Source organism: Inhella crocodyli (assembly GCF_004004565.1).
Lineage (GTDB): Bacteria > Pseudomonadota > Gammaproteobacteria > Burkholderiales > Burkholderiaceae_C > Inhella > Inhella crocodyli.
The window spans coordinates 1,610,871-1,633,757 of the sequence record NZ_SACM01000001.1; the positions used below are offsets into that span (position 1 = coordinate 1,610,871).

The following is a 22,887-nucleotide window of genomic DNA, read 5'->3' on the forward strand; positions in this document are numbered from 1 at the left end:
CCTCAGAAATGGATGCCCCGCATCATCTGTTGCAAGGCCACGGCCTCGGCGCTGAGCTGTGGCTTGCCGGCCTTGTCGCCCTTGGCGGCGTCGCTGTCGGGGAACATGCGGAAGCTGGTGTTCATCACCACCTGGGCGATGCGCGGCGCCACCGCGTGCAGCACCTGGCCGGTCAGGCCCAGGCGCGTGGCGATGCGCACCGGCTTGGCGATGCAGGCCTGCGCCACCATGTCGGCCGCCTCTTCGGGGCTCAGCGTGGGCACGTTGTTGTAGATCTTGGTGGGCGCGATCATGGGCGTGCGCACCAGGGGCATGTTGATGGTGGTGAAGGTCACGCCGGTGTCGGCGTACTCGCTGGCGGCGCAGCGCGTCCAGGCGTCCAGCGCCGCCTTGCTGGCCACGTAGGCGCTGAAGCGGGGCGCGTTGGTCAGCACGCCGATGGAGCTGATGTTCACCACGTGCCCCTTGCGCTTGGCGGCCATGCCCGGCAGCAGGCCGAGCGTGACGCGCAGGCAGCCGAAGTAGTTCAGCTGCATCGTGCGCTCGAAGTCGTGGAAGCGGTCGTAGCTGTTCTCGATGGCGCGGCGGATGGAGCGGCCGGCGTTGTTGATCAGGAAGTCCACGCCGCCGAAATCGGCCTCCAGCCAAGCCACCAATTCGGCGCAGCTGTCGGGGTCGGCGATGTCGGCGCTCTTGGCGTGCACCTGGGCCTCCGCTCCGGCGAACTCGCGGATCTCGGCCACCGCCTCGGCCAGCTTGGCCTCGTCCCGCGCGCAAATCACCGTGATGGCCCCGGCCTCGGCGAATTTCTTGGCCGCGGCCAGGCCGATGCCCGAACTGCCACCGGTGACCAGCACCACCTTGCCGCCGCAAGCCCCGCGCAGCGAGCGGTCGATGTGCAGGTCGGGGTCGAGGTGGCGCTCCCAGTAGTCCCAAATGCGCCAGGCGTAATCGTGCAAATCTGGGCAGGCGATGCCGCTGCCCTTGAGCATGGCCGTCGTTTCGCGGCAATCGAAGCGCGTGGGGTAGTTGATGAACTGCAGCAGGTCTTCGGGAACGCCGATGTCCTTCATGATGGCGTTCTTCACCCGACGCACCGGCGCGAGCGCCATCAGGCCCTTGGTCACGCTCTTGGGGATGAAGCCCAGCAGCGCGGCGTTGATGAACACGTTCATCTTCGGCCCGTGTGCGGCGCGGCCGAAGATGTCGAGCACGTCGCCCACGCGGTAGCCCTTGGGGTCGACGAGGTGGAAACAGCCGCCGCCCTTCTCGACCCGGTGCGCGATGTGGTCGAGCGCGTCCACCACGAAGTCCACGGGCACGATGTTCACGCGCCCGCCCTCCAGGCCCACGGCCGGGAACCAGGGCGGCAGGATCTGGCGCAGGCGCTGCAGCGGTTTGAAGAAGTAGTAGGGGCCGTCGGCCTTGTCGGTCTCGCCGGTCTGCGAGTCGCCCACCACCATCGCGGGGCGGTACACCGTCCAGGGCCGCTTGCACTCTTTGCGCACGATCTTCTCGGACTCGTGCTTGGTCATGAAGTACGCGTGGTCGAGGTTCTCGGCCTCGTCGAACATGTCCTCGCGGAACACGCCTTCGTACAGGCCGGCTGCGGCGATGGACGAGACGTGGTGCACGTGCCCGACCTGCAGGGCCTGGCACACCGCCACGAAGTGCCGCGTGCCGTCGATGTTGGCCGCGATCTGGCTCTCCTCGTCGGCCTCCAGGTCGTACACCGCCGCGAGGTGGAAGGCGTGGTCGATCTGGCCCTTGAGCGCTTTCAAGTCAGTCGCCGACAGGCCCAGCTTCGGGGCGTTCAAGTCGCCCCAGACGGGGATGGCGCGCTTGGGGCTCGCCCCCCAGTACTCGAGCAAGGCCGGCAGCTTGTCCTGGCTGGCCTCGCGCATCAAAAAGTAGACCGTGCTGCCGCGCCGCGCCAGCAACTTCTTGACCAAGCGCTTGCCGATGAAGCCCGTGGCGCCCGTGACGAAGTACTGCATGACTTGCTCCTGTTGACGGGCCGCCGCCCGGGGGGGTGCGGTCGATTCTTCTGCATCCCCACCCCCCCTCGATGCCGCACTAACCCGCAGTGACGGGGCCCGTCCCACCCCAGGCGAAACCCCTGTTTTTCATAGAGGCGAACCACTAGGAATCGGCGTGCACGCCGACAGGGCCCGGCCTACAGTGCCGTCCAGCGTCGCAGGGGTCTGCGGCGATCCAACCCCTGCCAGGAGAACCCCATGGTCAAGAAGCTGCAAAAGATGGCCTCGAAGAAGGCCGCGCCGGCCGCCGGTTTCAACCCCGCTGCGTTGCTGGACAACCAAGTCGCCGCCAACGTGCGCGACCAAGCCCAACAAATCTGGGCCGCTGGCCTGGGCGCTTTCAGCAAGGCCCAGGGCGAAGGCACCAAGGTCTTCGACACCCTCGTGAAAGAAGGCATGAGCCTGCAAAAGAAAACCCAATCCATCGCCGAGCAAAAGTTCGGTGCGGTGGCCACCAAGATGACCGGCATGGCCGGTGAAGTCGGCGCCAAGGCCGGCCAGCAGTGGGACAAGCTGGAGTCGATCTTCGAAGAGCGCGTGGCCCGCGCCCTGAAGAGCCTGGGCGTGCCCAGCGGCACCGACATCAGCAGCCTGATCGCCCGCATCGACAGCCTGGCCGCCTCCATCGGCTTCGCCCCCAAGAAGAAGGCCGCGCCGGTCGCCAAGGCCAAGACCGCCGTGAAGAAGGTCGCTGCCAAGGCGACCAAGACCGCGACCAAGGTCGTGGCCAAGGCCGAGAAGGCTGCCGCCCCCGCCAAGAAGGCCGTCGCCAAGAAGGCCGTGGCCGTGAAGAAGGCCGTGGCGCCCGTGGCCAAGAAGGCCGCTGCCCCGGTGAAGAAGGCGGCCGCGCCCGTCAAGAAGGCCGCTGCGCCCGTGGCCAAGAAGGCCGCCGCCGCTGCCGACAAGGCCGTGGAAGCCGTGAAGGAAGCCGTTCAGGCTTGAGGCCCTGGGGTCACCCGTTGACCCCGCCTCCCGTCAACGCCGTGACCGTCGTCGCCCCGCGACCGACGCCACGGCGTTGACCGTTTCACGGGGGTAAATCCGGCCCAGACCGGGGCCCCCGACTGCCTACAGTCCCGCCCGCCCATGCCCGCACGCCGCTCCCGCCCCGCCGCCCCGTCCCGCCCCCGCATCGGCCTCGCCTTGGCCGGAGGTGGCCCGCTGGGTGCGATCTACGAGGTCGGCGCCCTGTGCGCCCTGGAAGAGAGCATCGACGGGCTGGACATCACGCAGTGCGACGGCTTCATCGGCGTGAGCGCCGGCGGCATCATCGCGGCCTGCTTGGCCAACGGCCTGAGCCCGCGCGAGCTGGTGGCCGGCTTCATCGAGAACAGCGCGCCCCCGCCCGACCACTTCGACCCGCGGGTGCTGCTGCACCCGAACTGGCGCGAGATCCGCAGCCGCCTGCGCCGCCTGCCCAAGCTGGTGGGCGAGGCCGCCTGGCGCGTGCTGGTGGAGCGCCGCTCGCTGCTGGGCGCGCTGGAGCTGCTGGGCCAGGCCCTGCCGGCCGGATTGCTGAGCAGCGATCCGCTGGCCGCGCAGCTCAAGGCCATGTTCAGCCTGCCCGGGCGCAGCGACGACTTCCGCCAACTGCAGCGTCGCCTGCTCCTGGTCGCCTCCGACCTGGACAGCGGCGAGGCCGTGGCCTTCGGCACGCCGGGCTGGGACCACGTGCCCATCAGCCGCGCCGTGCAAGCCAGCGCCGCGCTGCCGGGCCTGTACCCCCCGGTTTTGATCGACGGCCGCTACCTGGTGGACGGCGCGCTGAAAAAGACCATGCACGGCAGCCTGCTGCTCGACCAGGGCATCGACCTGCTGTTCATGCTGAACCCGCTGGTGCCCTACGAGGTCAGCCCCAAGGACAAGCAGCTGCGCGCCAAGCCCGGCATCCCCAAGCTGGTGGACGGCGGCCTGCCCGTCGTGCTGAGCCAGATGCTGCGCAGCCTGATCCATTCCCGCCTGGAGCTGGGCATGCGCAACTACACGCGCAGCCACCCGGACACCGACATCGTCTTCTTCGAGCCCGACCACCGCGACGCCGAGCTGTTCCTGGCCAACACCTTCAGCTACCGGCACCGCCGCGAGCTGGCCGAGCACGCCTTCCAAAGCACCCGGGCCGACCTGCTGCGCCGCGCGCCCGACCTGGCGCCCAAGCTGGCCAAGCATGGCCTGCACCTGGACATGGACCGCCTGCTGGACCCCACGCGCCGCCTGCTGACGGTGTGGGACACCCCCAGCCGCACCCCGGCGGAACGCGCCCTGCTGCAGTTGGACGAAATCCTGACCCTGCTCGAAGCCCGCGCCAAGCAGGCCGCCCAGGCGCTGGAGGCCGAAGCCGCCTGAGCCCCCGCCCGCCGGGGTTCAGGCGCCCCGGAACTGCAGCAGCACGCGCAAGAAGCCGTGGTCGCTGCGGCTGCCGTCCCGGCCCTCCAGCAGGTGGTCGTTGAAGACCTCCACGCGCCGCACCTCGCCCACCGCAAAGCGGCTGCGCGGGTCGAATTCCTCGCTCACCCACACCTGGTCCAGCAACTCCGGCCAGCCCTGGTGCACGTGGCTGTAGGGCCGGTCGTGCCGCAGCCCGGGCTCGGTTTGCAGGTCCACGGCGTGGAAGAGCGCGGTGTCGCGCGCCTCTCGGTCATAGGCCACCGCCTGCGTGGCGGCCACCAACTGGCTGGTGACCGACAGCGGGCCGTCGTTGAAGTCGCCCGCCACCACCAAGGGCCGCTGCCGCCCACGTGCCAAGGTGACGACAAAGCGGCGCAGCGCGGCGGCCTCCGCCGCGCGCATCAGCAGGCTGCGCAAGGTGGCGCGCGCCTGCACGCTGGGATCGTCGCGGTCTTCGAGCGGGTTACCCTCGGCGTCCAGCAAGAACTTCGGCCGCTTGCTCTTCAGGTGCACGCCCAGCAAGGTCAGCTCCTGGTCTTGCGGGCCGCGGAGTTCGGCCATCAGCACCGGGCGCTCAAAGCGCGTTTGCAGCCCCAGTTCTGGCACGGGCACCTGGTCGGCGGGGTCGAAGTCGGACAGGGTCTGCAAGCGCTCCACCTGCCAACGGCTGACCAGCCCCAGGCGCGGCGTGCCTTGGGCGCCGGCTTCGGCCCCCGGCACGACCACGGTGGGGTAGCGCAGCTTGCTGGCGGCCACCGCCTCGCGCAGCGCTTGCTCGTCCCAGACCTCCGGGCACAGGAGCACGTCGGCGCTCAAGCGGTGAAACTGCTGACCGACCCAAGCCACTTTGCGCCGGTACGCGGCCTCGCTGTAGCCGTCCTGGTTGGGGTAGTAGCGCCGCCCGGGCAAGGCCAGGTTTTGCAGGTTGGCCACGGCCACCCACATCGGGTGCCACACGGTGGTGGGCAGGCGGTTCATCGGCGCTGGCTCAACGCCGCCACACGGCGGCCAAGGACTTCAGCTTGTCGAGCGAGGACAGGCGCTCGTCCGACAAGGCGTCGAGGAAGTCGGACAGGCGCTTGCTCTTCACGATGGTCACCACGGTGATGGCGCAGGTGACCAGCAAGGTGAGCCCAAACACGGCGAGCCGATGCGCCATCGGCGCCTCGCTCTCCGACAGCAGGTTCATGCCCAAGAAGCCGGTGGTGATGGTGCCCACCAAGCCGAAGATCGTCACCACGGTGAGGCGCACCACGGTGTTGGCCTGGCGGCGGATGCTGTCGGTCTCCAGGTACTGCGCCATGTCGCCGATGCGGGTTTTGACCTCGCCGTACAGCGCTTGCACCTGAAGGTGCTGGTGCAGCAGCCCGTACAGCGCGCGGGCCTGGGCCTGCTCGCTCACCTCGTGGAACCAGTAGCGGTGCGTGAAGCGCAAGAAGCCCTCGAAGGCCGAGCGGATCTCGCGCTTGAAGGCGCGCACGTTGTCGGGGTCGGCGATGTTCAGGCGGCGCAGGGCCTCGACCAGGCGGTCGGAGTAAAGCAGCAGCGCAGCCTTCTGGAAGTGCACCAGCAGGAAGAGCAAGAAGTGCTGGTGGCGGAACTGCGCCAGCACGCCGCGGTCGCGGCAACCGAAGAAGGCAGCATCGGCCCGCCCCACGACGACCAGGGCGTGGCCGCAGCACAGGTAGCGCGTGTGCGGCGCCGCCCCTTGCGCGCACCAAAACCGGTCCCAGCAGTAGCGCTGCTCGAAGTCGGCGAGGTGGGCCTCCCCGTAGGGCAGGTCCTGGGAGCCCGGCGCCGCGGCGCCGGTGACCAGGCCCAGGCGCACGAAGTCGGCGCGAGAGAGGCGGGTCGGGTCGTCGACGGCCAGGAAGGCCATCACCGGCATGCGGTAGTACTCGATCTGCCGGTACCGCAAGGGCGCCGCGCTGTCGTCGTCCATGTCGGGCACCAAGGGCTGCAGCAGGTAGGCCCAATGCGCTGCCACGCGGGGCGCACGGCGCTGCTGCACGTGCTGGATGAAGCGCTCGCGCTCGCGCGCGTCGCTGCGCGCCAACTCGCGCCCTTCGGCGTCCAACCACGCGCAGTCCCACAGGCTGTGCAGCGGGTGGCCCTGGTCGTCCCACCCCGCCGGGTAGGCGCGGCCCAGGCGGTACAGCAGCTCTTGCACCTGCGGCAGGGCCAGGCCGGTGCCCGTCAGCTCCACGTTGAGCAGCGCGCAGTCGATGTCGTAGAAGAAGACCAGGTCGATGTGCACGACCTGCAAGGTGATCGGCGCGGCCTCGGCGTGGGTCTGCACCCGCACCGCCGCCACGTCCGTGCGGCGGAAGGTCTTCATGCCCGACTCACCGAGGCTGTCGGCCGCCTGCCCGGGGCGCCGCCCTTCGCCGAACAGCACCCGCTGCACGTAGGGCAGGAAGGTCAGGAACTCTTGGTAATGGCGCTCGTGGAAGGCGTCGGCCTGGCCGGTGTACTCGTCGGCCTGCTCGCGCCAAGGATGGCCGGGCAGGGCCTGCAGCGCCTCCCAGGGCCGGCGCAGGCGCTGCGCGGCGCCCGAGCGCAGCAGGCGCAGCGGCCACAGCAGGGACTGGTGCAGGCGTTCGACACGGACCGGTTCGCTCATGACCCGATGGTGCCTTGGGGGTCGCCACCTGCCGATGCTGGCAATCCCTGGCTATGCTGGGCCGTCGCCCCTGGCCCAGGCCCTTTTGCCGATGACGCTCGACCCTCCCACCCTGTCCGCCGTGCTGCTGGTGCAGCTTGTGGTGTTGGCCACGGCCCTGCCGCTGATGACCGGCCTGCGCCGCGGCGCTCCCGTCGTGTGGGCCACGGCCGCCTTGTGGGTGCAAGCCGGCTCCTGGCTGGCCGTGCTGGCCACGGGCTGGGCCGGCGAGGCCGCGGCGGCGTTGAGCTACGCGCTCGGCTCGCTCAGCTTCGTCCTCACCCTGCGGGCCGTCGAGGGTTGGCTCGGGCCGCGCCCGCTGATGCGCTGGGCCTGGGGCCTGCCGCTGGCCCTGGTCGTGGTGTTCGCGATCGGCCACGACGTGCCCTGGCTGCGGCGCGGCGTCAGCAACCTGCTGATGGCCACCAGCCTGGCGGTGCTGGTGCTGGGCCTGCTCGCGCCGGCCCCCACGGCCCCGGCGGCCAGCCGCCGCTGGCGCTGGGTGCTGGCCACGCCCATGGCCCTGCTCGGCCTGCTGACCCTGGCGCGCGGCGTGCTGGGCCTGGACGCCTCGGCCGACTACCCCTCGCTGCGTGGGGGCCACCCCATCGCCTTGGGCGTGCTGACCGTGGGCAGCTTCGCCACGGTGTTGTCGGCCCTGGCCTTCTTGGCGGCCTGGCGCGGCGAGGCCGAGGCCCTGCTCGAGGCCGCTGCGCAGACCGACCCGCTGACCGGCTTGGACAACCGACGCGCGCTGGAGCAGCGGGGGGACGCCCTGATCGCCAACGCCCGCCGCCACGGCGACACCCTGCTGGCGCTGATGATCGACCTCGACCACTTCAAGCAGGTCAACGACCGCCACGGCCACGCGCAGGGCGACGCCGTGTTGGTGCTGCTGGCCGACATCCTGCGCGAACTGATGCGCCCCGGCGACTGCGCCGCGCGCCTGGGCGGCGAGGAATTCGTGGTGCTGCTGGGCCGCACGCGGTCCGACGGCGCCGAGGCCTTCGACCGCCGCCTGCGCGAAGCGCTGCAAGCCCGCGCGCCCGAGGCCCTGGGCTTCTTCGTCGACTTCAGCGCCGGCTGGTCCGTGCTGCGCCCCGGCGACCGCGACGTGCACGACCTGCTGCAGCGCGCCGACGCGGCGCTGTACCTGGCCAAAGGCGACGGCCGCGGTTGCCTGCGCGGCGAGCCCGGCGGCGCGCCGTGAGCGACGCCAACCTCGTCGACGAGCGCCGCGGCGTCGACGCCTGGGCGACCGACGCCGCCCTGCGCGAGCGCCTGGGCCCCCGGCCTGCGCTGGCCACCTACGCCGCGCACTTGGCCACCGAACAGGCCTGGGACTGGGCCGAGCAGGCCAACGCCCGGCCGCCCGAGCTGCACACCCTGGACGCCCGCGGCCGCCGCATCGACCGCGTGGACTTCCACCCCCACTGGCACCGCCTGCTGGGCGCCATCCGCGGCACCGGGGCCTTGGCCGCGCCCTTCAGCGGCGGGCGCTGGGCCGAAGCGGCGGCCACCTTCTACGTGCACGGGCAGCTCGAGGCCGGCAGCCTGTGCCCCGCGACGATGACGCAGGCCGCCATTCCCGTGCTGGCGCGCCACGCGCCGGCGCTGTTCGCGGCGCTGCGCGACGGCCTGCTGAGTGCCACCCACGAGGGCCACGACGCCCCCATCGCCCCCGGCCGCCCGCTGTGGATCGGCATGGGCATGACGGAGAAGCAAGGCGGCTCCGACCTGCGCGCCTGCGTCAGCAGCGCGCAGCCCCTGGGCCACCGGCTGCACGGCGCCGAGGCCTACCGGCTGGACGGGCACAAGTGGTTCTTCAGCGCGCCCATGAGCGACGCGCACCTCATGCTGGCCCGCACCGACGAGGGCCCGACCTGCTTCCTGGTGCCGCGCTGGCGCTGGGACGGCAGCGGGCTCAACGGCGTGCACATCCAACGCCTCAAGGCCAAGCTGGGCAACCACAGCAACAGCAGTTCCGAGGTCGAGTTCCACGGCAGCGAAGGCCTGCTGGTGGGCGCGCCGGGCCGCGGCATCGCCACCCTGGTGGAGATGGCCGGCTACACCCGCCTGCAGTGCGTGGTGGGCAGCGCGGCGCTGATGCGCGCCGGCCTGGTCCAGGCCCTGCACTGGGCGCGGCACCGCAGCGCCTTTGGCCGGCGCCTGGTGGGCCAGCCGTTGATGACGCAGGTGCTGGCGGACCTGGCCCTGGAGAGCGAGGCCGCGCTGCAGCTCATGCTGCGACTGGCCGAGGCCTTCGACCACGCCCCTGAGCGAGCCGACAGCGACCCGGTCGAGCGCGCCTGGCAGCGCGTGCTCACGCCCGCCGCCAAGCTCTGGGTGTGCAAGCGCGCGCTCGCGCACACCGGCGAGGCCATGGAGGTGCTGGGGGGCAACGGCTACGTCGAAACCGGCGTCATGGCGCGCCTGTACCGCGAGGCCCCGGTCAACAGCATTTGGGAGGGCAGCGGCAACGTCATGGCCCTGGACGTGCTGCGCGCCGCGCAGCGCGAGGCCCTGGCGCTGGAGGCCTGGTTCGACGCCACGGCCCCCGCCTTGGACGCCCCCGAGCAAGCCCGCCTGCAGGTCCTGCGCCAGGCCCTGCGCGGCACCGATGCCGAGCCTCGTGCCCGGCAAATGGCCCTGGAACTCGCGCTGTTGGCCCAGGCGGCGCTCTTGCGCCAGCACGCCCCGGCCACAATGGCCGACGACTTCATCACCGCCCGCCTGCGCGCGCCGGCGATGGTGCTGGGGGGCACGCCCCTGGCCCACGCCCACGCGCACCTGCAGCGCGCCCTGCCCGCTTGAACACGCCCCAACGAATCGCCCTGTTCGGCGATGTGCTCGACATCGCCTCGCCCCCGCCGGCCGGCGCGCCGCTGGACGCCATCCCCGACGGCGTGCACTGGCACCCCGACCACTGGCTGCTGATCGAGAACGGTCGCGTCCACGCCCTCCAGGCGGAGGCCCCCGACGCGAGCTGGACGCGCCACGAGCACCGCGGTCACCTGATCCTGCCTGGCTTCGTCGACACGCACGTGCACGCCCCGCAGCTCGACGTCATCGCCAGCTATGGCACCGAGCTGCTGGACTGGCTGAACCGCTACACCTTCCCCACGGAACTGGCCTGGGCCGACCCGGCCGTGGCGCAAGCCGGCTGCGAGGCCTTCGTGCGCCAGCTGCTGCGCCACGGCACCACCAGCGCGCTGGTCTTCCCCACGGTGCACAAGGGCAGCGTCGACGCCCTCTTCACCGCCGCCCAGGCGCGCGGCATGCGCCTGCTGGCCGGCAAGTGCCTGATGGACCGCCACGCCCCACCGGGCCTGCTGGACACCGTGGCATCGGCCGAGCGCGACAGCCTGGACCTGATCCAACGCTGGCACGGCCAAGGCCGCCTGGCCTACGCGCACACGGTGCGCTTCGCCCCCACCAGCACCGAGGCCCAGCTGGCCTTGGCGGGCGAGCTGCTGGCCGCGCACCCCGGCACCTACCTGCAAACCCACGTGGCCGAGAACCGCGCCGAGGTGGAGTGGGTGCGCCACCTGTTCCCCCACGCCCGCAGCTACCTGGACGTGTACGCCCAGCACGAGTTGCTGGGTCCGCACAGCGTGCTGGCCCACGGCATTTGGCTGGACCCCGACGATCGCGCGCGCCTCCAAGACACCGGCGCCGTCATTGCCCACTGCCCAACCTCCAACACCTTCTTGGGTAGCGGCCTGTTCGATTGGCGCGGCAACGCCGAGCGCGGCGTGCGCCTGGGCATGGCCACCGACGTCGGCGGCGGCACCTCCCTGAGCCTGCAGCGCACCCTGGCGCAGGCCTACCAGGTGGCGGCCCTGCAGGGCCAGCGCCTGGACGCCTACACCCTGCTGCACAGCGCCACCGCCGGCAACGCCGAGGCCCTGAACCTCGGCCACGAAATCGGCCGCCTGGCGCCCGGCCACGTGGCCGACGTGGGCGTGTGGCGCTGGGCCGATGAGGACAGCCTGCTGGCGCAACGCCTGGGCCGCGCCCAAACCCTGCACGAAAAGCTGTTCGCCTGGCTGATGCTGGGCGACGAGCGCCTGCTGGTGCAAACGCACGTGGCCGGCCTCCCCCAACTCTGAAAGCAAGTCGATGAAATACCTGCACACCATGGTTCGCGTGCGCGACCTCGACGCCTCGATGGCCTTCTACCGCGACGCGCTGGGCCTCGTCGAAGTGCGCCGCAACGAGGTCGCCAACGGCCGATTCACGCTCGTCTACCTGGCCGCCCCCGGCGACGAAGACGCGCAGATCGAGCTGACCTACAACTGGCCCGACGAGAACGGGCAGGTCGAGGACTACGGGAGTGCCCGCAACTTCGGCCACCTGGCCTACGCGGTGAAGGACATCTACGCGGCCTGCGCCCGGCTGCAGGCCGCGGGCGTGACCATCCTGCGCCCGCCGCGCGACGGCCGCATGGCCTTCGTGCGCTCGCCCGACCAGATCTCCATCGAGCTGCTGCAAGACGGCCCCGCCCTGCCCCCGACCGAGCCCTGGGCCTCGATGCCCAACACGGGCAGTTGGTGATTCAGCCCCCTCGATCCAGTGCCTGTTGCCTCGGGGCGGCTCCCTATCATGCGGCGCGCGCCATCGGCTGACTGAGCCCGGGCGCGGCGCTTCGCCATGCTGTTCACCACCGTTCCTTTTGCCCTGCTGTTCCTGCCGCTGACCCTGGTCGGCTTTTTTGCGTGGGCACGCTGGTCTCACGCCGCGGCTGCCGCATGGCTGTTGGTGGCCTCGCTGTTTTTCTACGGCTTTTGGATGCCGGAGTTCACCCTGCTGCTGGTGGCCTCGATTGGGGCCAACTTCGCACTGGGCTTGCGCTTGGCGCGGCAGCCGCTCGGGCAGCGAGGGGCGTGGCTCACTGCGGGCGTCGCCTTCAATTTGGGGCTGTTGGCCTACTTCAAGTACGCGAACTTCTTCGTCGGTAGCTTGAACGCCGCCTTGAGTTGGAGCCTGCCCGGTGCCGATGTGGTGTTGCCCATCGGCATTTCGTTCTACACCTTCACGCAGATTGCGTTTTTGGTGGACGTTTCACGGGGCAAGGTGCATGAGGTCAACCCCGTGCACTACGGGCTCTTCGTCACCTACTTTCCGCACCTGATTGCAGGTCCCGTGCTGCACCACGGGCAAATGATGCCGCAGTTCCGCGACGCATCGACCTACCGCTTGCAGCCGCGCATGCTGGCCGTGGGTCTGTCAGTTTTCGCCATCGGCCTCATCAAGAAGGTGGTGTTGGCGGACGGGGTGGCACCCTACGCCGATGCGGTTTTCACGCCAACGGATGCGGGCCTCACGCCCAGCACGGCCGAGGCTTGGCTGGCCGCATTGGCCTACACGCTTCAGTTGTACTTTGATTTTTCCGGCTACTCCGACATGGCCATCGGTCTGTCGCTGATGTTCAACGTTCGGCTGCCGTTCAACTTCGATTCGCCCTACCAAGCCCGGAACATCAGCGACTTCTGGCGCCGGTGGCACATTTCCTTGTCGACGTTCCTGCGCGACTACCTCTACATCGCCTTGGGTGGCAATCGCCACGGGGCCGTGCGGCGCTACGCGAACTTGGCCACCACCATGGTGTTGGGGGGGCTGTGGCACGGCGCGAGTTGGACCTTTGTCTTCTGGGGCGCACTTCACGGCGCCTACCTCATGGTCAACCATGGGTTCCGGGCGCTGTGCGGCGAAGCGCGATTGGCCTGGCTGGCCACCCAGCGTTGGTTCACCTGGCCGAGCTGGGTCTTGACGATGGTGGCCGTCGTGGTGGCTTGGGTCTTTTTCCGGGCGACCAGCTTCGAGGGCGCGGCCCGCATGTTGATCGCGATGGCGGGGGAAGGCGGGAGTCCGCAAGCCCTTTGGAACGCGGGTCTGCAGGCCCACGCTGGCTGGCTGTGGTGCGGTGCTCTTGGTGCGCTTGCGCTGTGGGCGCCGAACAGCAACCGCATTGGACTCTGGTTGGAACAGCGTGCATCGCAAGGGGCTGCCTGGTGGCCGTGGTGGATGGGCACGGTGGGCCTGGCCTTGGCGCTGTTCATGGTCCTGCTCAACACCGTGCGCGACAGCGTTAGCGCATTCATTTATTTCAATTTCTGATGAGCTTCAAGCGTGCGCTGATCCATGGGGTGCTGGCTCTGTCGGCCGTGGCGCTCGTGCTGGAGTTGCTTCTCCGCATGCTGCCGGTGTCCACCGCCACCATGGTGGCGGATCACCTCGGCGCCGGCATTCCGACGGTGCCACCCCACCATCGCTGGACCATGGCCACCGGATGGGACCTCCGGAATGCCCAGACTTTGCAGGCCAACGCGCAGGGCTTCTCCGCGCGCCACGACTTCAAGCCCAACCCGCAAGCGGTGGCCTTGATCGGAGACAGCTTCGTCGAAGCCTCCATGTTGCCCGTCGAGCAGCGATTGGAGGCCCAATTGGAGGCCCAACTTGGGGCGCGCCCCGTCTATGCCATGGGAAGCCCGGGCTCCTCCCTGTTGGACTATGGACACCGACTGCGCTGGGCCGTGCAGCAGTTCGGCGTGCGTGAGGCGGTGATCTTCATGGAGCGTCTCGACGTGGCGCAAAGTCGCTGCGGCTCTGGCAATGTGAAGAGCCTGTGCTGGGACCCCCGCGAAGGTCGAGTGCGCCCCGTCGTCGAACCCGAGCCCAACGTCATCAAGAGGATCCTTCGCCACTCGGCCTTGGCCCAGTACGTCCTTGGCCAAATGCGGCTCGATGCCCGCGTGTTCTGGGCCAATGCCCTGCACCAGGCAACGCCTGCGCAAGGGCACGAGGTCGGGCAACGAAGCCGCAAAGCGGCGACTCCCTTGAGCAGCTTGCCCTTGAGTGAAGCCGAGCGCAACGAGATCGATCGCATCGCCGAACTCTTCTTCGCTCAATTGGATGGCATGCCGGTGCGGGTTGTCTTGGTCGTGGATGCCAGCCGATCAGACCTGCGAAACGGGGACACCGGTACCGGCGCCGCGCGCGAGCACTTCATGGCGCTGGCGCGCGCGAAGGGACTCACCGTGGTCGACATGGCTCCCGTTTTCGCCGAGCACCTGCGCCGCTCGCCTCTTTCCCTCGAAGTGGGTCCGTACGACCAACACTTGAACGGACTGGGTTTGTCTTTGGTGGCTCGGGCCTCTGCAAAGGCTTTGCTTGGGCATTGACAGCCTCCACTCGCCTCGCCGACCGATTTGAGCGGGTCGGCGCCGCCTCAGCGTCACAACCCATCACGTCTCTTTCAAGGCGGTGCGAGACAGCCCCGCCCTGCGCCCGACGCCCACCATGGGCAGCGGGCAAACCGGCATCGCGAAGCCCTGGGACCTCGGCGGATCAGCGCTCGCGCTTCAGCTCAACCTGCAAGCGCGCCGGCTGCTTGCCTTTGTTGCTCCACATCCAGCAATAGGTCTGCGACGGGTCCACGACCAAGCGCCCGTCGGCGCGGGACGTGCCGGGGTTCTTGACGGGGTACACGACGTCGTTGCCCAGGTGGTAGTGCACGTTGAACGCCAGGTCGGCGCTGCTGTCGAAGCGCCAGGCCACGGCCTGCCCCTTGTCCAGCGCGCCGCACAGCTCGGCGAAGCCGCCGGGCGCCACGTCCAAGCGCTGCTCGAAGCGGCCTTCGGCGTTCCAGGCGATGTCGACCACCGCGGCCTGCGCGGTGGCACCGCCCAACAAAGCGGCGAAAAGCGCCAGGGCGCGTGCGGAGGAGAAGGCGTTCATCAGTGCAAAGTTCCTCGGTCGTTCAGGGCTTGTTGGTCGGCGCGTTCCATCTCGCTGGCCGTGCTCACCGCCTCGCGCCACAGGCGCGCGGGGATGAAGGTGCGCAGTTGGTGCATCGCGCGCTCGATGAGCACTGGGGCCATCTCGTGGTGCACGTGGGGCAGCACGTCGGCGGTGATGTCGGCGCCCAGGTCCACCCAGGCCTGCGCCGCGTCCACCACGTGGGCGTAAGGCACGGCCTCGTCGCGCTGGCCGTGCAGCAGGTGCAGGGTGCAGCCCTCGGGCGCGCTCACCGGCCGGGCCAGGGGCGCCGCGCCGAAGCTCATCACGCGCCCGGCCAGCCGGGCCTCCGCCTGCACGGCCTCCAGCGCCATCAAGCCACCTTGCGAGAAACCGCCCAGGGCGACACGCGGCCAGTCGAGCGCGAAGGCCTGCGCCCACTGCCGCACGGTGGCCACGAAACCGGGCAACGCCGCGGCGACGCCGGCCACCAGACCCTGTTCGGCCTCGTCGAACCACTGGAAGCCGTCGATGGCCTTGGCCGGCAAGCGCAGCGGGGCGTCCAGGGCCACGATGGCGGCCTGTGGGTACTGCGCGCGCAGGGCCTGGGCCAGGCCGTCCATTTGCCCGGCGTGGGCGCCGGCGCCGTGGAACAGCAAAAACAGCAACTCCACCGCCCCTTGCGCGGGCAACAGGGGCTGCGCGTGGGCGTGGGCGGGCAAGGGGGGCAGATTCATCGGGCGGCCTGCAATTGGTCGCGCGTGGCCAGGGCCACGGCGCGGGCTTGTTGCGCAAAGTCGGCCAGGCTGCGGCCGGCGTACAAGATGGCGCGGCTGCTGTTGACCAGCATGGGGCCCGCGCCGTTCGCCTGCACGGTGGCCACGGCGTCGCCGCCCTGGGCGCCCACGCCGGGCACCAGCAGGGGCACGGTGGGGGCCAGTTCGCGCACGCGGGCCAGCTCGCGCGGGTAGGTGGCACCCACCACCAGGCCCACCTGGCCTTCGATGCGGTTCCACTCGGTCTGCGCGCGGCGCGCCAGCTCTTCAAAGAGGCGGGGCTGCCCGTCCACGTCGGCCAAGCGCTGCATTTGGAAGTCGTCGCCGCCCGGGTTGCTGGTGCGGCACAGCACGAACACGCCGCGGTCCTGCCAAGCCAAGAAGGGCTCGATGGTGTCGAAGCCCATGTAGGGCGACAGGGTCACGGCATCGGCCTCGAAGCGCTCGAAAGCCTCGCGGGCGTACAGGGTGGCCGTGGCGCCGATGTCGCCCCGCTTGGCGTCCAGCACCACGGGCACCTGCGGCGCCTTGGCGCGGATGTGGCGGATGACGCGCAGCAGCTGGTCCTCGGCGCCCGCGGCGGCGAAGTAGGCGATCTGCGGCTTGAAGGCCGCGGCCAGGTCGGCCGTGGCGTCGACGATGGCGCAGCAGAAATCGGCGATGCGCCGCGCGTCGCCCTGCCAGTCGCCCGGGAACTTGCTCGGGTCGGGGTCCAGACCCACGCAGAGCAGGGAGTCGCGGGTGGCGGCGTTCAGGCGGTCGGCAAATCGCATCGCAGGGCATCAAGGCAGGAAGTGCCGCATTGTCGCCAGCGCGGCACGGCTATGGTTCGGCCATGGACGTGCTGCTCACCCCCCGCCTGCGCCTGCGCTGGTTCCGCCCCGAGGACGCCGAGTTCATCCTCGGCCTGATCAACGAACCCGCGTGGATCGCTGGCATCCGCGACAGCGGCGTGCGCGACCTGGACGCCGCCCGCGCTTGGGCCCAGTCGCGCCTCATCGCCCCTTACTGGCAGGTGGGCCACGGCTTTTGGCTGGTGGAGCGGCGCGCTGACGCCGAGCCCCTGGGCCTGTGCGGCATCTTCAAGCGCGACAGCCTGCCCCTGCCCGACCTGGGCTACGGCCTGACCACGCGCCACGCCGGCCAGGGCTACGCCCGCGAAGCCGCCCGCGCCTGCCTGGTCTACGCCCGGCGCGTGCTGGGCCGCGACGAACTGCTGGCCATCACCTCGCCCACCAACGGGCCCAGCATGGCCTTGCTGGAAGACCTGGGCTTTGTGCGCGAGGGCGAGCGCGTCGGCGACGACGGCCCCACGGTGGACTGGCGCTGGCGCGCCGACCCTGCGCGGCCGCAAGACGACACCGCGCTGGCGACCGATTGGGTGCGGCGCTTTTGGGCCTGCCAGGGGCCCGATGCCGAGGGGGTGCGCGCACTGGCGGCCTTGCCGGCCTTGTGCACGGCCGAGGCGGAGTTGCAGGGTCTCGATGGGACGATGCTGAGCGTGCGCGGCTGGGTCGAGGTGGGCGGTTTGGTGCCCGGCTCTTGGGTCGGCGAAGAGCCTGCGGTCACGTTGGCCAGCGACGGCAACGAGGCCGAAGTGACCTGGGGGCCATGGCGGCACCGACTGGTGCGCGACGGCGAAAGGCGGTGGCGCTTGAGTCACCTCAGTTCAAGGTCGTGAGGGCTGCCCCCTGCGCCATGCATTTGGCTTGGCGCGCTTTGTGCGCGTTGAGGCAAGTGCCAGGTTGGTCGTCAACGAACTTGCGATAGGTCACTGACGAGCATGGAAGGTTCTGTGTACATCCACATCATTTACACCGACACCGAGATGCTCTTGTCTCGAAGGGAGTTCGGGTCTTGGCAGGAGATTCAGGATGTCTACGAGGCGTACAAGGCATCGCTAGGCCCGTGGCCGCCGGATGCCGTGATCGACTATCTTGAAAGGGAGTACGACGGCCTCTCTCCGTCGGCAAAAGTCCAAGTTGAGTCTCTTCTTGTGGGCGAGGCTGAGGCGTGCGTTCTCACCTTTGCTGCCGGATAACTTCTGTTTCGATTCGCCGATGAGCAGCCCCAGGGCCGCGACGAAAGTGCCTCTCCGAAGGCTTGACTTGGGGGCCCCGGCGCAGCGCCTGGCAGCTCGGCGGTGCTTTCAGTGCCGTGAGGCCAGTGACATTGGCTGCAAAGCCATTTACCCCCCAGCCCGCTTCGGCTTCCACCCCTCCGGCCGCGCTGCCAGCCAGGCCATCACCTTTTCCACGTGGTCGCCCTGCACCTCGATGCAGCCGTCCTTCACCGTGCCGCCGCTGCCGCAGGCGGCCTTGAGTTGGCGGCCCAGGGCTTCGAGCGCATCGGGGGCCAGGGGCAGGCCTTTGACGACCGTGACCCCCTTGCCCTTGCGGCCCTTGGTGTCCAGGCTGACGCGCACCTTGCCGTCGCCCACCACCGCTTGGTTGCGCTTGCAGATGCAGGTGGCCATCGAATGCCGGCAGTCGGGGCAGACGCGGCCGTGCTCGGTGCTGTAGACGAGGCGCGTGTTCATCGGGCGCTCCCGGGTTTGAGGTGGCGGTCGAAGAAGGCCTGCACGCTGCGGTACAGGTGCAGGCGGGCTTGGCGGCCGGCGATGCCGTGGGCCTTGCCGGGGTAGATCAGGGTGTCGAAGACTTTGCCCTCTTGCTGCAGGGCCTCGACGAGGCGCAGCGAGTGCTCGAACAGCACGTTGTCGTCGGCCGTGCCGTGCACCAGCATCAGGGGCTGCTTCAGCAGCTTGGCGCGCGAAGGCAGGTGAGCCTGCGCGTACGGCGCCGCCTTGCCCCCTTCCGGCAGGCCGAGGTAGCGCTCGGTGTAGGCGGTGTCGTACAGGGTCCAGTCGGTGACGGGCGCCACGCCCACGGCGGCGGCGAAGGGGGTGTCGGCGTCCAGCAGGGCGCGGGCGGCCAGGAAGCCGCCAAAGCTCCAGCCGAAAAAGCCGATGCGCTGCGGGTCGACGCGGGGCTGCAGCTTGGGCAGGGCGCGCACGGCGGCGAACAGGTCGGCCACCTCCACCAGGCCGAAGGCGCGGTGGTGGGCGCGCGTGAAGGCGCGGTCGCGATGGGCCATGCCGCGGGTGTCCAGGGCCAGCACGCCGTAACCGCGCTGCGTCCAGTGCGCGACCCAGGCGCTGTCGCGGCTCCAGGCCCAGGTGACGGTGGCGGCGCCGGGGCCGCCATAGGCCAGCACCAGCACGGGGTGGCGGCCCTTCACCGCGCCTTGGGGGGCGAAGTAGAAGGCGTTGAGCGGGGTGCGGCCGTCGGCGGCCGTCAGGTCCAGGGCCTGCGGTGCGCGCAGGATTTGGCGCAGCAGGGGGTCGGGCGCATCGCCAGGCAAGGGCGTGGCGCCCTCGCCGCTCACCGGGCGCAGGCTCAGGCGCGGCGGCTCGCCGAAGGCCGAGCGCGTTTCCAGCAGCTGCGTGCAGCCCAAGTCGGCCTGGGCGTCGCGCCACTGGCGCGGGGCGCTGCCCGGCAGGGGCTGCACGGTGGGCTGGATGGTGGGCTGAGCTTCGGCGGCGTTCAGCACGAACAAGTCACGGCCGCGGCCGCGGTCCAGCGCCGCGGCCAGCACCACGCGCTGGCCGTCGGTGCACACGGCGTGGGCCACGGGCTCGGGCAGGTCGGTGAGCGCCGTGCGCGCGCCGGTGACGCGGTCCACCAGCTGCAACTGGCGGCGGCCGCTGGCTTCGGACGACCACAGCAGCGCCGGCCGGCCCGACCGCAGGACGCCGGGCAGCTCCATCAGGTCGCTGTGCGCCTCGACCCAAGCGGGGTCGGTGTCGGTCAGCAGCTCGCGCGGGCCGTTGGCGGTGAACTCGGTGAGCGTCAGGCGCGTTTGGTCGCGCGGCATCCACTGCAGCCAGGGCGTGCCGTCGCGGAACCAGCCGGCGCGCACCAGGTACTCGGCGTCCTTGGGCAGCGGCAGGGCTTGGCGCTGGCCGGTGGCGACGTCGATGCGCCAGGCCGTGACCTCGGCGTTGGCCTCGCCCGCCGCGGGGTAGCGCTGCTCGGTGAGCGTGGTGCGGTCGGCAAAGATCTGCGCGCGGGTCTTGAGGCCCACGCGGGCCTCGTCGACGCGCAGCGCCAGCAGTTGCGTACCGTCGGGCGACCACCAAAAGCCGCGCTGGCGGTCGAACTCTTCGGCGGCGATGAACTCGGGCAGGCCCCAGCTCACGGTGGGTGTCAACGTGGCGCCGCCGTCTGGGGTGAGCGCGCGCGCCGGCTGGTCGCCGTCCAACGCTTGCACCCACAGGTGGCCGCCCATGGCGTAGGCCACGCGGCGGCCGTCGGCGCTGCAGCGCGGGTCTTGCTTGGGCTGGTCGGGGCTGTGGGTGAGGCGCTGGGCCACGGGGCCGGCGTCGGTCAGGCGGACTTGGTAGAGGTCGCCCGACAAGGGGAACAGCAGGCGGTCGTCGGCCTTGCCGCACCACTGGTACTGGGTGATGCCACGTTCGCTGATGCGGCGGCGCTCCAGCGCCATCTTCTCGGCCTCGCTCAGCACCTGGGCCGCGCCCCCCAGCAAGTCGGCCGCGGCGACGAGCCGGCGCGGCGCGCCCCCGGCGGTGGGTCGGGCCCAGAGCTCGAGCTGCTCGCTGTCGGCCTGCGAGGGCTGCAACAGGCTGACCCAGCGACCACCGGGCGAAATCTCGGCCTGGCGCGGCAGGCGACCGGCCAGCGGCGGGTCGGCGGTGAGGCGTTCGAGGGTGAGGGTTTGGGCCGCCGCGGGGGTCGCGAGGCCCGTGGCCAGCGACAGGCCCAGGGCAAGGAGCAAGGAACGGGTCATGCCCCGATTGTCTCGGCGACCCGGCGCCGATTCACCGGCACCGACTCACAGCTGCGGCAACCACAGGCCCATGACGGCCCCAAAGATGCCCACGGCCGTGGCCAGGCTGCACAGCACCAGGCCCAGGGCCATGAGGCGGCCGCGGCCGCGGGTGCGCAGGTAGAGCTCCAACACCCCGAGCGGCAGCAAGAACTGCCCGAAGCTCAGCGCGGTGACGAAGGGGCCGGTGAAGGTCTTGGGGTCGAAGCCCACGGGCTGCTGCCAAATCAGCAGCCACAGCATCAGCCCCACACGGAAGAACCACACGCCGTTGGCCGCCAAAAAGAGGCGCAGCGCCCAGCGCCGGTGCTGGTCGAACTGCCGCGCCCGCGCGTGCTGCCAAGCGCGCCAGGCGAACACCACGATGAGCACGCCATTGAGGCTCATGGCGACGTGCATGGAGGCGTCGCCCACGGTGCCGCGCATCCACACCAGGTAGAAGCCGCTGAGGCTGGCGATCACGGCCCCCACCATGAAAAGGCGTCCGCCCCAGCGGTGCCAGGCCGGGGCCGCGCGGCGCAGCGCCGGCACCAGCTGCAACACCCCCAAGGCGCTGAGCAGCAGGCCGGCCACCAGGTGCGCGCTGAGCAAGCCGTTGCCCAGGGCGTCGCCCAGCACCCAGCGGGCCTCGCCCGGTGCGCCGCCCAAGGCCGCCCGGCCGTAGGACAGGCCGATGTAGGCAGTAAAGATCGCCAAGCCCGTGGCGGCGACCAGAAACCAAAGCGTGGCGGCCCGCGAGAGCCAGGGGCTGGGAACGGCAACGGTGCGCATGGGGAGGTCCGGAGTCCGAAAACGCGGGACTGTCCGCAGGCGCCCGGCCGTGCGCCACCCGAGGGCGACCAAGCGGCGTTTCGGGCGGCTGAAATGCAAAGCCCCGCGATCGGCGGGGCTTTGCAGGGGGCGATCAGGTTGCGCTTAGGTGGCGCTTAGGTGGCGATCAAACCCGGGCCGCGAGCTGGGCGGCAATGCCCGTGTAGTGCCCCGGCGTCAGCGCCAGCAGGCGCTGCTTCTCGGCCTCGGGCAGGGCCAGGCTTTGGATGAAGTCCTGCATCAGTTGCTGGGTGATGACCTTGCCGCGGGTGAAGGCCTTGAGCTGCTCGTAGGGCTCGGGCAGGCCGAAGCGGCGCATCACGGTTTGCACGGGCTCGGCCAGCACCTCCCAGGCGGCGTCCAGGTCGGCGGCCAGGTTGGCCGGGTGGGCCTCCAGCTTGCCCAGGCCCTTGGCCAGGCTGTCGTAGCCCAGCAGGGTGTAGCCCAGGGCCACGCCCATGTTGCGCAGCACGGTCGAATCGGTCAGGTCGCGCTGCCAGCGGCTGATGGGCAGCTTTTGCGCCAGGTGCGTGAGCACCGCGTTGGCCAAGCCGAAGTTGCCTTCGGCGTTCTCAAAGTCGATCGGGTTGACCTTGTGCGGCATGGTCGACGAACCGACCTCGCCTTCCTTGGTTTTTTGCTTGAAGTAGCCGACGCTGATGTAGCCCCAGATGTCGCGGCTCAGGTCGATCAGGATGGTGTTGACGCGGGTGAAGGCGTCGAACAGCTCGGCCATGTAGTCGTGCGGCTCGATCTGGATGGTGTACGGGTTGAAGCACAGGCCCAGGCGCTGCTCGATCACGCCGCGGCTGAAGGCCTCCCAGTCCACGTCGGGGTAGGCGCTCAAGTGCGCGTTGTAGTTGCCCACGGCGCCGTTCATCTTGGCCAGCAGCGCCACGCCAGCAATCCGCTCGCGGCCGCGCTGCAGGCGGGCCACGACGTTGGCAATCTCCTTGCCCACGGTAGTGGGGCTGGCGGTCTGGCCGTGGGTGCGGCTCAGCATGGGCAGGCCGGCCAGCTGGTGGGCCATGGCGGTCAACACGGCCACGATGCCATCGAGCGAGGGCAGCATGACGTCCTGGCGTGCGGCCTTGAGCATCAGGCCGTGGCTGGTGTTGTTGATGTCTTCGCTGGTGCACGCAAAGTGCACGAACTCGCCCTTGGCCGTCAGCTCGGGGAAGGGGCTGGCGGCGAACTGCTGCTTGATCCAGTACTCGACGGCCTTGACGTCGTGGTTGGTGGTGCGCTCGATGTCCTTGATGGCCTGGGCGTCGGCCGGCGCGAAGGCGGCCACGCGCTGCTGCAGCCAGTCGCGGGCGGCGGCGCTCAGGGGCGGGAACTCGGGCAGGCCGGCGTCGCTCAGGGCGATGAACCACTCCACCTCGACCTGCACGCGGCGGTGCACGAGGCCGAACTCCGACAGCAGGCCGCGCAGGGCGCCCATGCGGCTGGCGTAGCGCCCGTCCAGGGGGCTGAGGGCGGTGAGGGCGGAAAGTTCCATGGCGGCGCGGGCGGCCAAGGCCACCGTCGAGAAGGGCTGAGGGAGGGGCGGGATTCTACGGAGTCGACCTGCGCGCCCGGCGCAGCGCCGGCGGGCAGTCCGTGCCTGTCAATCCCCCCAGTTTCG

Annotated in this window: 20 protein-coding genes; 10 read left to right on the forward strand and 10 right to left on the reverse strand. The window is 70.3% G+C overall.

Annotated features, from left to right (window positions below; all coding sequences use genetic code 11):
* Positions 1–2: 2 nt before the first annotated feature.
* Positions 3–1,997: an SDR family oxidoreductase gene (locus EOD73_RS07500; protein ID WP_127682259.1), complete on the reverse strand. Its 1,995-nt coding sequence runs from the start codon at positions 1,995–1,997 to the stop codon at positions 3–5.
* A 240-nt stretch (positions 1,998–2,237) separates the two neighbouring features.
* On the opposite strand from EOD73_RS07500, the gene EOD73_RS07505 reads away from it, so the two are divergent.
* Entirely contained in the window at positions 2,238–2,981 is a 744-nt protein-coding gene (locus tag EOD73_RS07505) for a phasin family protein (protein WP_127682260.1), read from the forward strand.
* 144 nt (positions 2,982–3,125) lie between these two features.
* A complete protein-coding gene (locus EOD73_RS07510; protein WP_127682261.1) occupies positions 3,126–4,382 on the forward strand; it encodes a patatin-like phospholipase family protein in 1,257 nt (418 codons plus the stop codon).
* An 18-nt stretch (positions 4,383–4,400) separates the two neighbouring features.
* Here the strand turns inward: EOD73_RS07510 and EOD73_RS07515 are convergent, their stop codons facing one another.
* Both EOD73_RS07515 and EOD73_RS07520 read right to left on the reverse strand, forming a co-directional pair.
* Positions 4,401–5,402 (reverse strand): endonuclease/exonuclease/phosphatase family protein, encoded by a 1,002-nt coding sequence (locus EOD73_RS07515; RefSeq protein ID WP_205702417.1) that lies wholly within the window; start codon positions 5,400–5,402, stop codon positions 4,401–4,403.
* Positions 5,403–5,412: 10 nt separating this feature from the next.
* Positions 5,413–7,047 carry a hypothetical protein gene (locus EOD73_RS07520; RefSeq protein ID WP_127682262.1) on the reverse strand — a complete coding sequence of 545 codons (1,635 nt, stop codon included), beginning with the start codon at positions 7,045–7,047 and terminating at the stop codon, positions 5,413–5,415.
* A 91-nt stretch (positions 7,048–7,138) separates the two neighbouring features.
* Between EOD73_RS07520 and EOD73_RS07525 the strand changes: the two genes are divergently transcribed.
* The 6 genes from EOD73_RS07525 to EOD73_RS07550 all read left to right on the forward strand — a co-directional run bounded on the left by EOD73_RS07525 (position 7,139) and on the right by EOD73_RS07550 (position 14,270).
* Entirely contained in the window at positions 7,139–8,296 is a 1,158-nt protein-coding gene (locus tag EOD73_RS07525; protein ID WP_164845976.1) for a GGDEF domain-containing protein, read from the forward strand.
* Positions 8,293–9,900 carry an acyl-CoA dehydrogenase family protein gene (locus EOD73_RS07530; RefSeq protein ID WP_240660624.1) on the forward strand — a complete coding sequence of 536 codons (1,608 nt, stop codon included), beginning with the start codon at positions 8,293–8,295 and terminating at the stop codon, positions 9,898–9,900. Before EOD73_RS07525 ends, EOD73_RS07530 begins: the two co-directional genes overlap by 4 nt.
* Positions 9,897–11,198 (forward strand): guanine deaminase, encoded by a 1,302-nt coding sequence (gene guaD, locus EOD73_RS07535; RefSeq protein ID WP_127682265.1) that lies wholly within the window; start codon positions 9,897–9,899, stop codon positions 11,196–11,198. The genes EOD73_RS07530 and guaD overlap by 4 nt, the downstream gene beginning before the upstream one ends.
* A 10-nt stretch (positions 11,199–11,208) precedes the next feature.
* Entirely contained in the window at positions 11,209–11,643 is a 435-nt protein-coding gene (locus EOD73_RS07540; protein WP_127682266.1) for a VOC family protein, read from the forward strand.
* Positions 11,644–11,739: 96 nt separating this feature from the next.
* On the forward strand, positions 11,740–13,206 hold the full coding sequence (locus tag EOD73_RS07545) for an MBOAT family O-acyltransferase (protein WP_127682267.1): 1,467 nt from the start codon (positions 11,740–11,742) through the stop codon (positions 13,204–13,206).
* Entirely contained in the window at positions 13,206–14,270 is a 1,065-nt protein-coding gene (locus EOD73_RS07550; RefSeq protein ID WP_127682268.1) for an SGNH/GDSL hydrolase family protein, read from the forward strand. The genes EOD73_RS07545 and EOD73_RS07550 overlap by 1 nt, the downstream gene beginning before the upstream one ends.
* 166 nt (positions 14,271–14,436) lie before the next feature.
* On the opposite strand, the gene EOD73_RS07555 is transcribed toward EOD73_RS07550, so the two are convergent.
* The 3 genes from EOD73_RS07555 to pyrF are packed head-to-tail and all read right to left on the reverse strand — an operon-like array spanning position 14,437 to position 16,375.
* A complete protein-coding gene (locus tag EOD73_RS07555; protein ID WP_127682269.1) occupies positions 14,437–14,826 on the reverse strand; it encodes a hypothetical protein in 390 nt (129 codons plus the stop codon).
* The gene (locus EOD73_RS07560; RefSeq protein WP_127682270.1) at positions 14,826–15,563 is read right to left on the reverse strand and encodes a dienelactone hydrolase family protein; all 738 of its coding nucleotides are present in this window, start codon (positions 15,561–15,563) and stop codon (positions 14,826–14,828) included. The genes EOD73_RS07555 and EOD73_RS07560 overlap by 1 nt, the downstream gene beginning before the upstream one ends.
* Entirely contained in the window at positions 15,560–16,375 is an 816-nt protein-coding gene (pyrF, locus tag EOD73_RS07565) for an orotidine-5'-phosphate decarboxylase (RefSeq protein ID WP_127682271.1), read from the reverse strand. The genes EOD73_RS07560 and pyrF overlap by 4 nt, the downstream gene beginning before the upstream one ends.
* Positions 16,376–16,437: 62 nt before the next feature.
* On the opposite strand from pyrF, the gene EOD73_RS07570 reads away from it, so the two are divergent.
* Both EOD73_RS07570 and EOD73_RS07575 read left to right on the forward strand, forming a co-directional pair.
* Positions 16,438–17,283: a GNAT family N-acetyltransferase gene (locus EOD73_RS07570; protein ID WP_127682272.1), complete on the forward strand. Its 846-nt coding sequence runs from the start codon at positions 16,438–16,440 to the stop codon at positions 17,281–17,283.
* 114 nt (positions 17,284–17,397) lie between these two features.
* Entirely contained in the window at positions 17,398–17,643 is a 246-nt protein-coding gene (locus tag EOD73_RS07575; protein WP_127682273.1) for a hypothetical protein, read from the forward strand.
* A gap of 147 nt (positions 17,644–17,790) precedes the next feature.
* Here the strand turns inward: EOD73_RS07575 and EOD73_RS07580 are convergent, their stop codons facing one another.
* The 4 genes from EOD73_RS07580 to purB all read right to left on the reverse strand — a co-directional run bounded on the left by EOD73_RS07580 (position 17,791) and on the right by purB (position 22,761).
* Positions 17,791–18,141: a translation initiation factor Sui1 gene (locus tag EOD73_RS07580; protein WP_127682274.1), complete on the reverse strand. Its 351-nt coding sequence runs from the start codon at positions 18,139–18,141 to the stop codon at positions 17,791–17,793.
* A complete protein-coding gene (locus EOD73_RS07585; protein ID WP_127682275.1) occupies positions 18,138–20,411 on the reverse strand; it encodes a S9 family peptidase in 2,274 nt (757 codons plus the stop codon). Before EOD73_RS07585 ends, EOD73_RS07580 begins: the two co-directional genes overlap by 4 nt.
* Positions 20,412–20,456: 45 nt before the next feature.
* On the reverse strand, positions 20,457–21,221 hold the full coding sequence (locus EOD73_RS07590; protein WP_127682276.1) for a DUF2306 domain-containing protein: 765 nt from the start codon (positions 21,219–21,221) through the stop codon (positions 20,457–20,459).
* Between the two features lie 166 nt (positions 21,222–21,387).
* Positions 21,388–22,761 (reverse strand): adenylosuccinate lyase, encoded by a 1,374-nt coding sequence (gene purB / locus EOD73_RS07595; protein WP_127682277.1) that lies wholly within the window; start codon positions 22,759–22,761, stop codon positions 21,388–21,390.
* Between the last annotated feature and the right edge of the window lie 126 nt (positions 22,762–22,887).

Coding starts and splice junctions, on each gene's coding strand:
- EOD73_RS07540 (WP_127682266.1), top strand. CDS start 11,209: ATGAAATACCTGCACACCATGGTTCGCGTGCGCGACCTCGACGCCTCG.
- EOD73_RS07585 (WP_127682275.1), bottom strand. CDS start 20,411: ATGACCCGTTCCTTGCTCCTTGCCCTGGGCCTGTCGCTGGCCACGGGC.
- EOD73_RS07520 (WP_127682262.1), bottom strand. CDS start 7,047: ATGAGCGAACCGGTCCGTGTCGAACGCCTGCACCAGTCCCTGCTGTGG.
- EOD73_RS07525 (WP_164845976.1), top strand. CDS start 7,139: ATGACGCTCGACCCTCCCACCCTGTCCGCCGTGCTGCTGGTGCAGCTT.
- EOD73_RS07590 (WP_127682276.1), bottom strand. CDS start 21,221: ATGCGCACCGTTGCCGTTCCCAGCCCCTGGCTCTCGCGGGCCGCCACG.
- EOD73_RS07560 (WP_127682270.1), bottom strand. CDS start 15,563: ATGAATCTGCCCCCCTTGCCCGCCCACGCCCACGCGCAGCCCCTGTTG.
- EOD73_RS07500 (WP_127682259.1), bottom strand. CDS start 1,997: ATGCAGTACTTCGTCACGGGCGCCACGGGCTTCATCGGCAAGCGCTTG.
- pyrF (WP_127682271.1), bottom strand. CDS start 16,375: ATGCGATTTGCCGACCGCCTGAACGCCGCCACCCGCGACTCCCTGCTC.
- EOD73_RS07550 (WP_127682268.1), top strand. CDS start 13,206: ATGAGCTTCAAGCGTGCGCTGATCCATGGGGTGCTGGCTCTGTCGGCC.
- EOD73_RS07510 (WP_127682261.1), top strand. CDS start 3,126: ATGCCCGCACGCCGCTCCCGCCCCGCCGCCCCGTCCCGCCCCCGCATC.
- EOD73_RS07505 (WP_127682260.1), top strand. CDS start 2,238: ATGGTCAAGAAGCTGCAAAAGATGGCCTCGAAGAAGGCCGCGCCGGCC.
- EOD73_RS07570 (WP_127682272.1), top strand. CDS start 16,438: ATGGACGTGCTGCTCACCCCCCGCCTGCGCCTGCGCTGGTTCCGCCCC.
- EOD73_RS07555 (WP_127682269.1), bottom strand. CDS start 14,826: ATGAACGCCTTCTCCTCCGCACGCGCCCTGGCGCTTTTCGCCGCTTTG.
- EOD73_RS07515 (WP_205702417.1), bottom strand. CDS start 5,402: ATGAACCGCCTGCCCACCACCGTGTGGCACCCGATGTGGGTGGCCGTG.
- EOD73_RS07580 (WP_127682274.1), bottom strand. CDS start 18,141: ATGAACACGCGCCTCGTCTACAGCACCGAGCACGGCCGCGTCTGCCCC.
- purB (WP_127682277.1), bottom strand. CDS start 22,761: ATGGAACTTTCCGCCCTCACCGCCCTCAGCCCCCTGGACGGGCGCTAC.
- EOD73_RS07545 (WP_127682267.1), top strand. CDS start 11,740: ATGCTGTTCACCACCGTTCCTTTTGCCCTGCTGTTCCTGCCGCTGACC.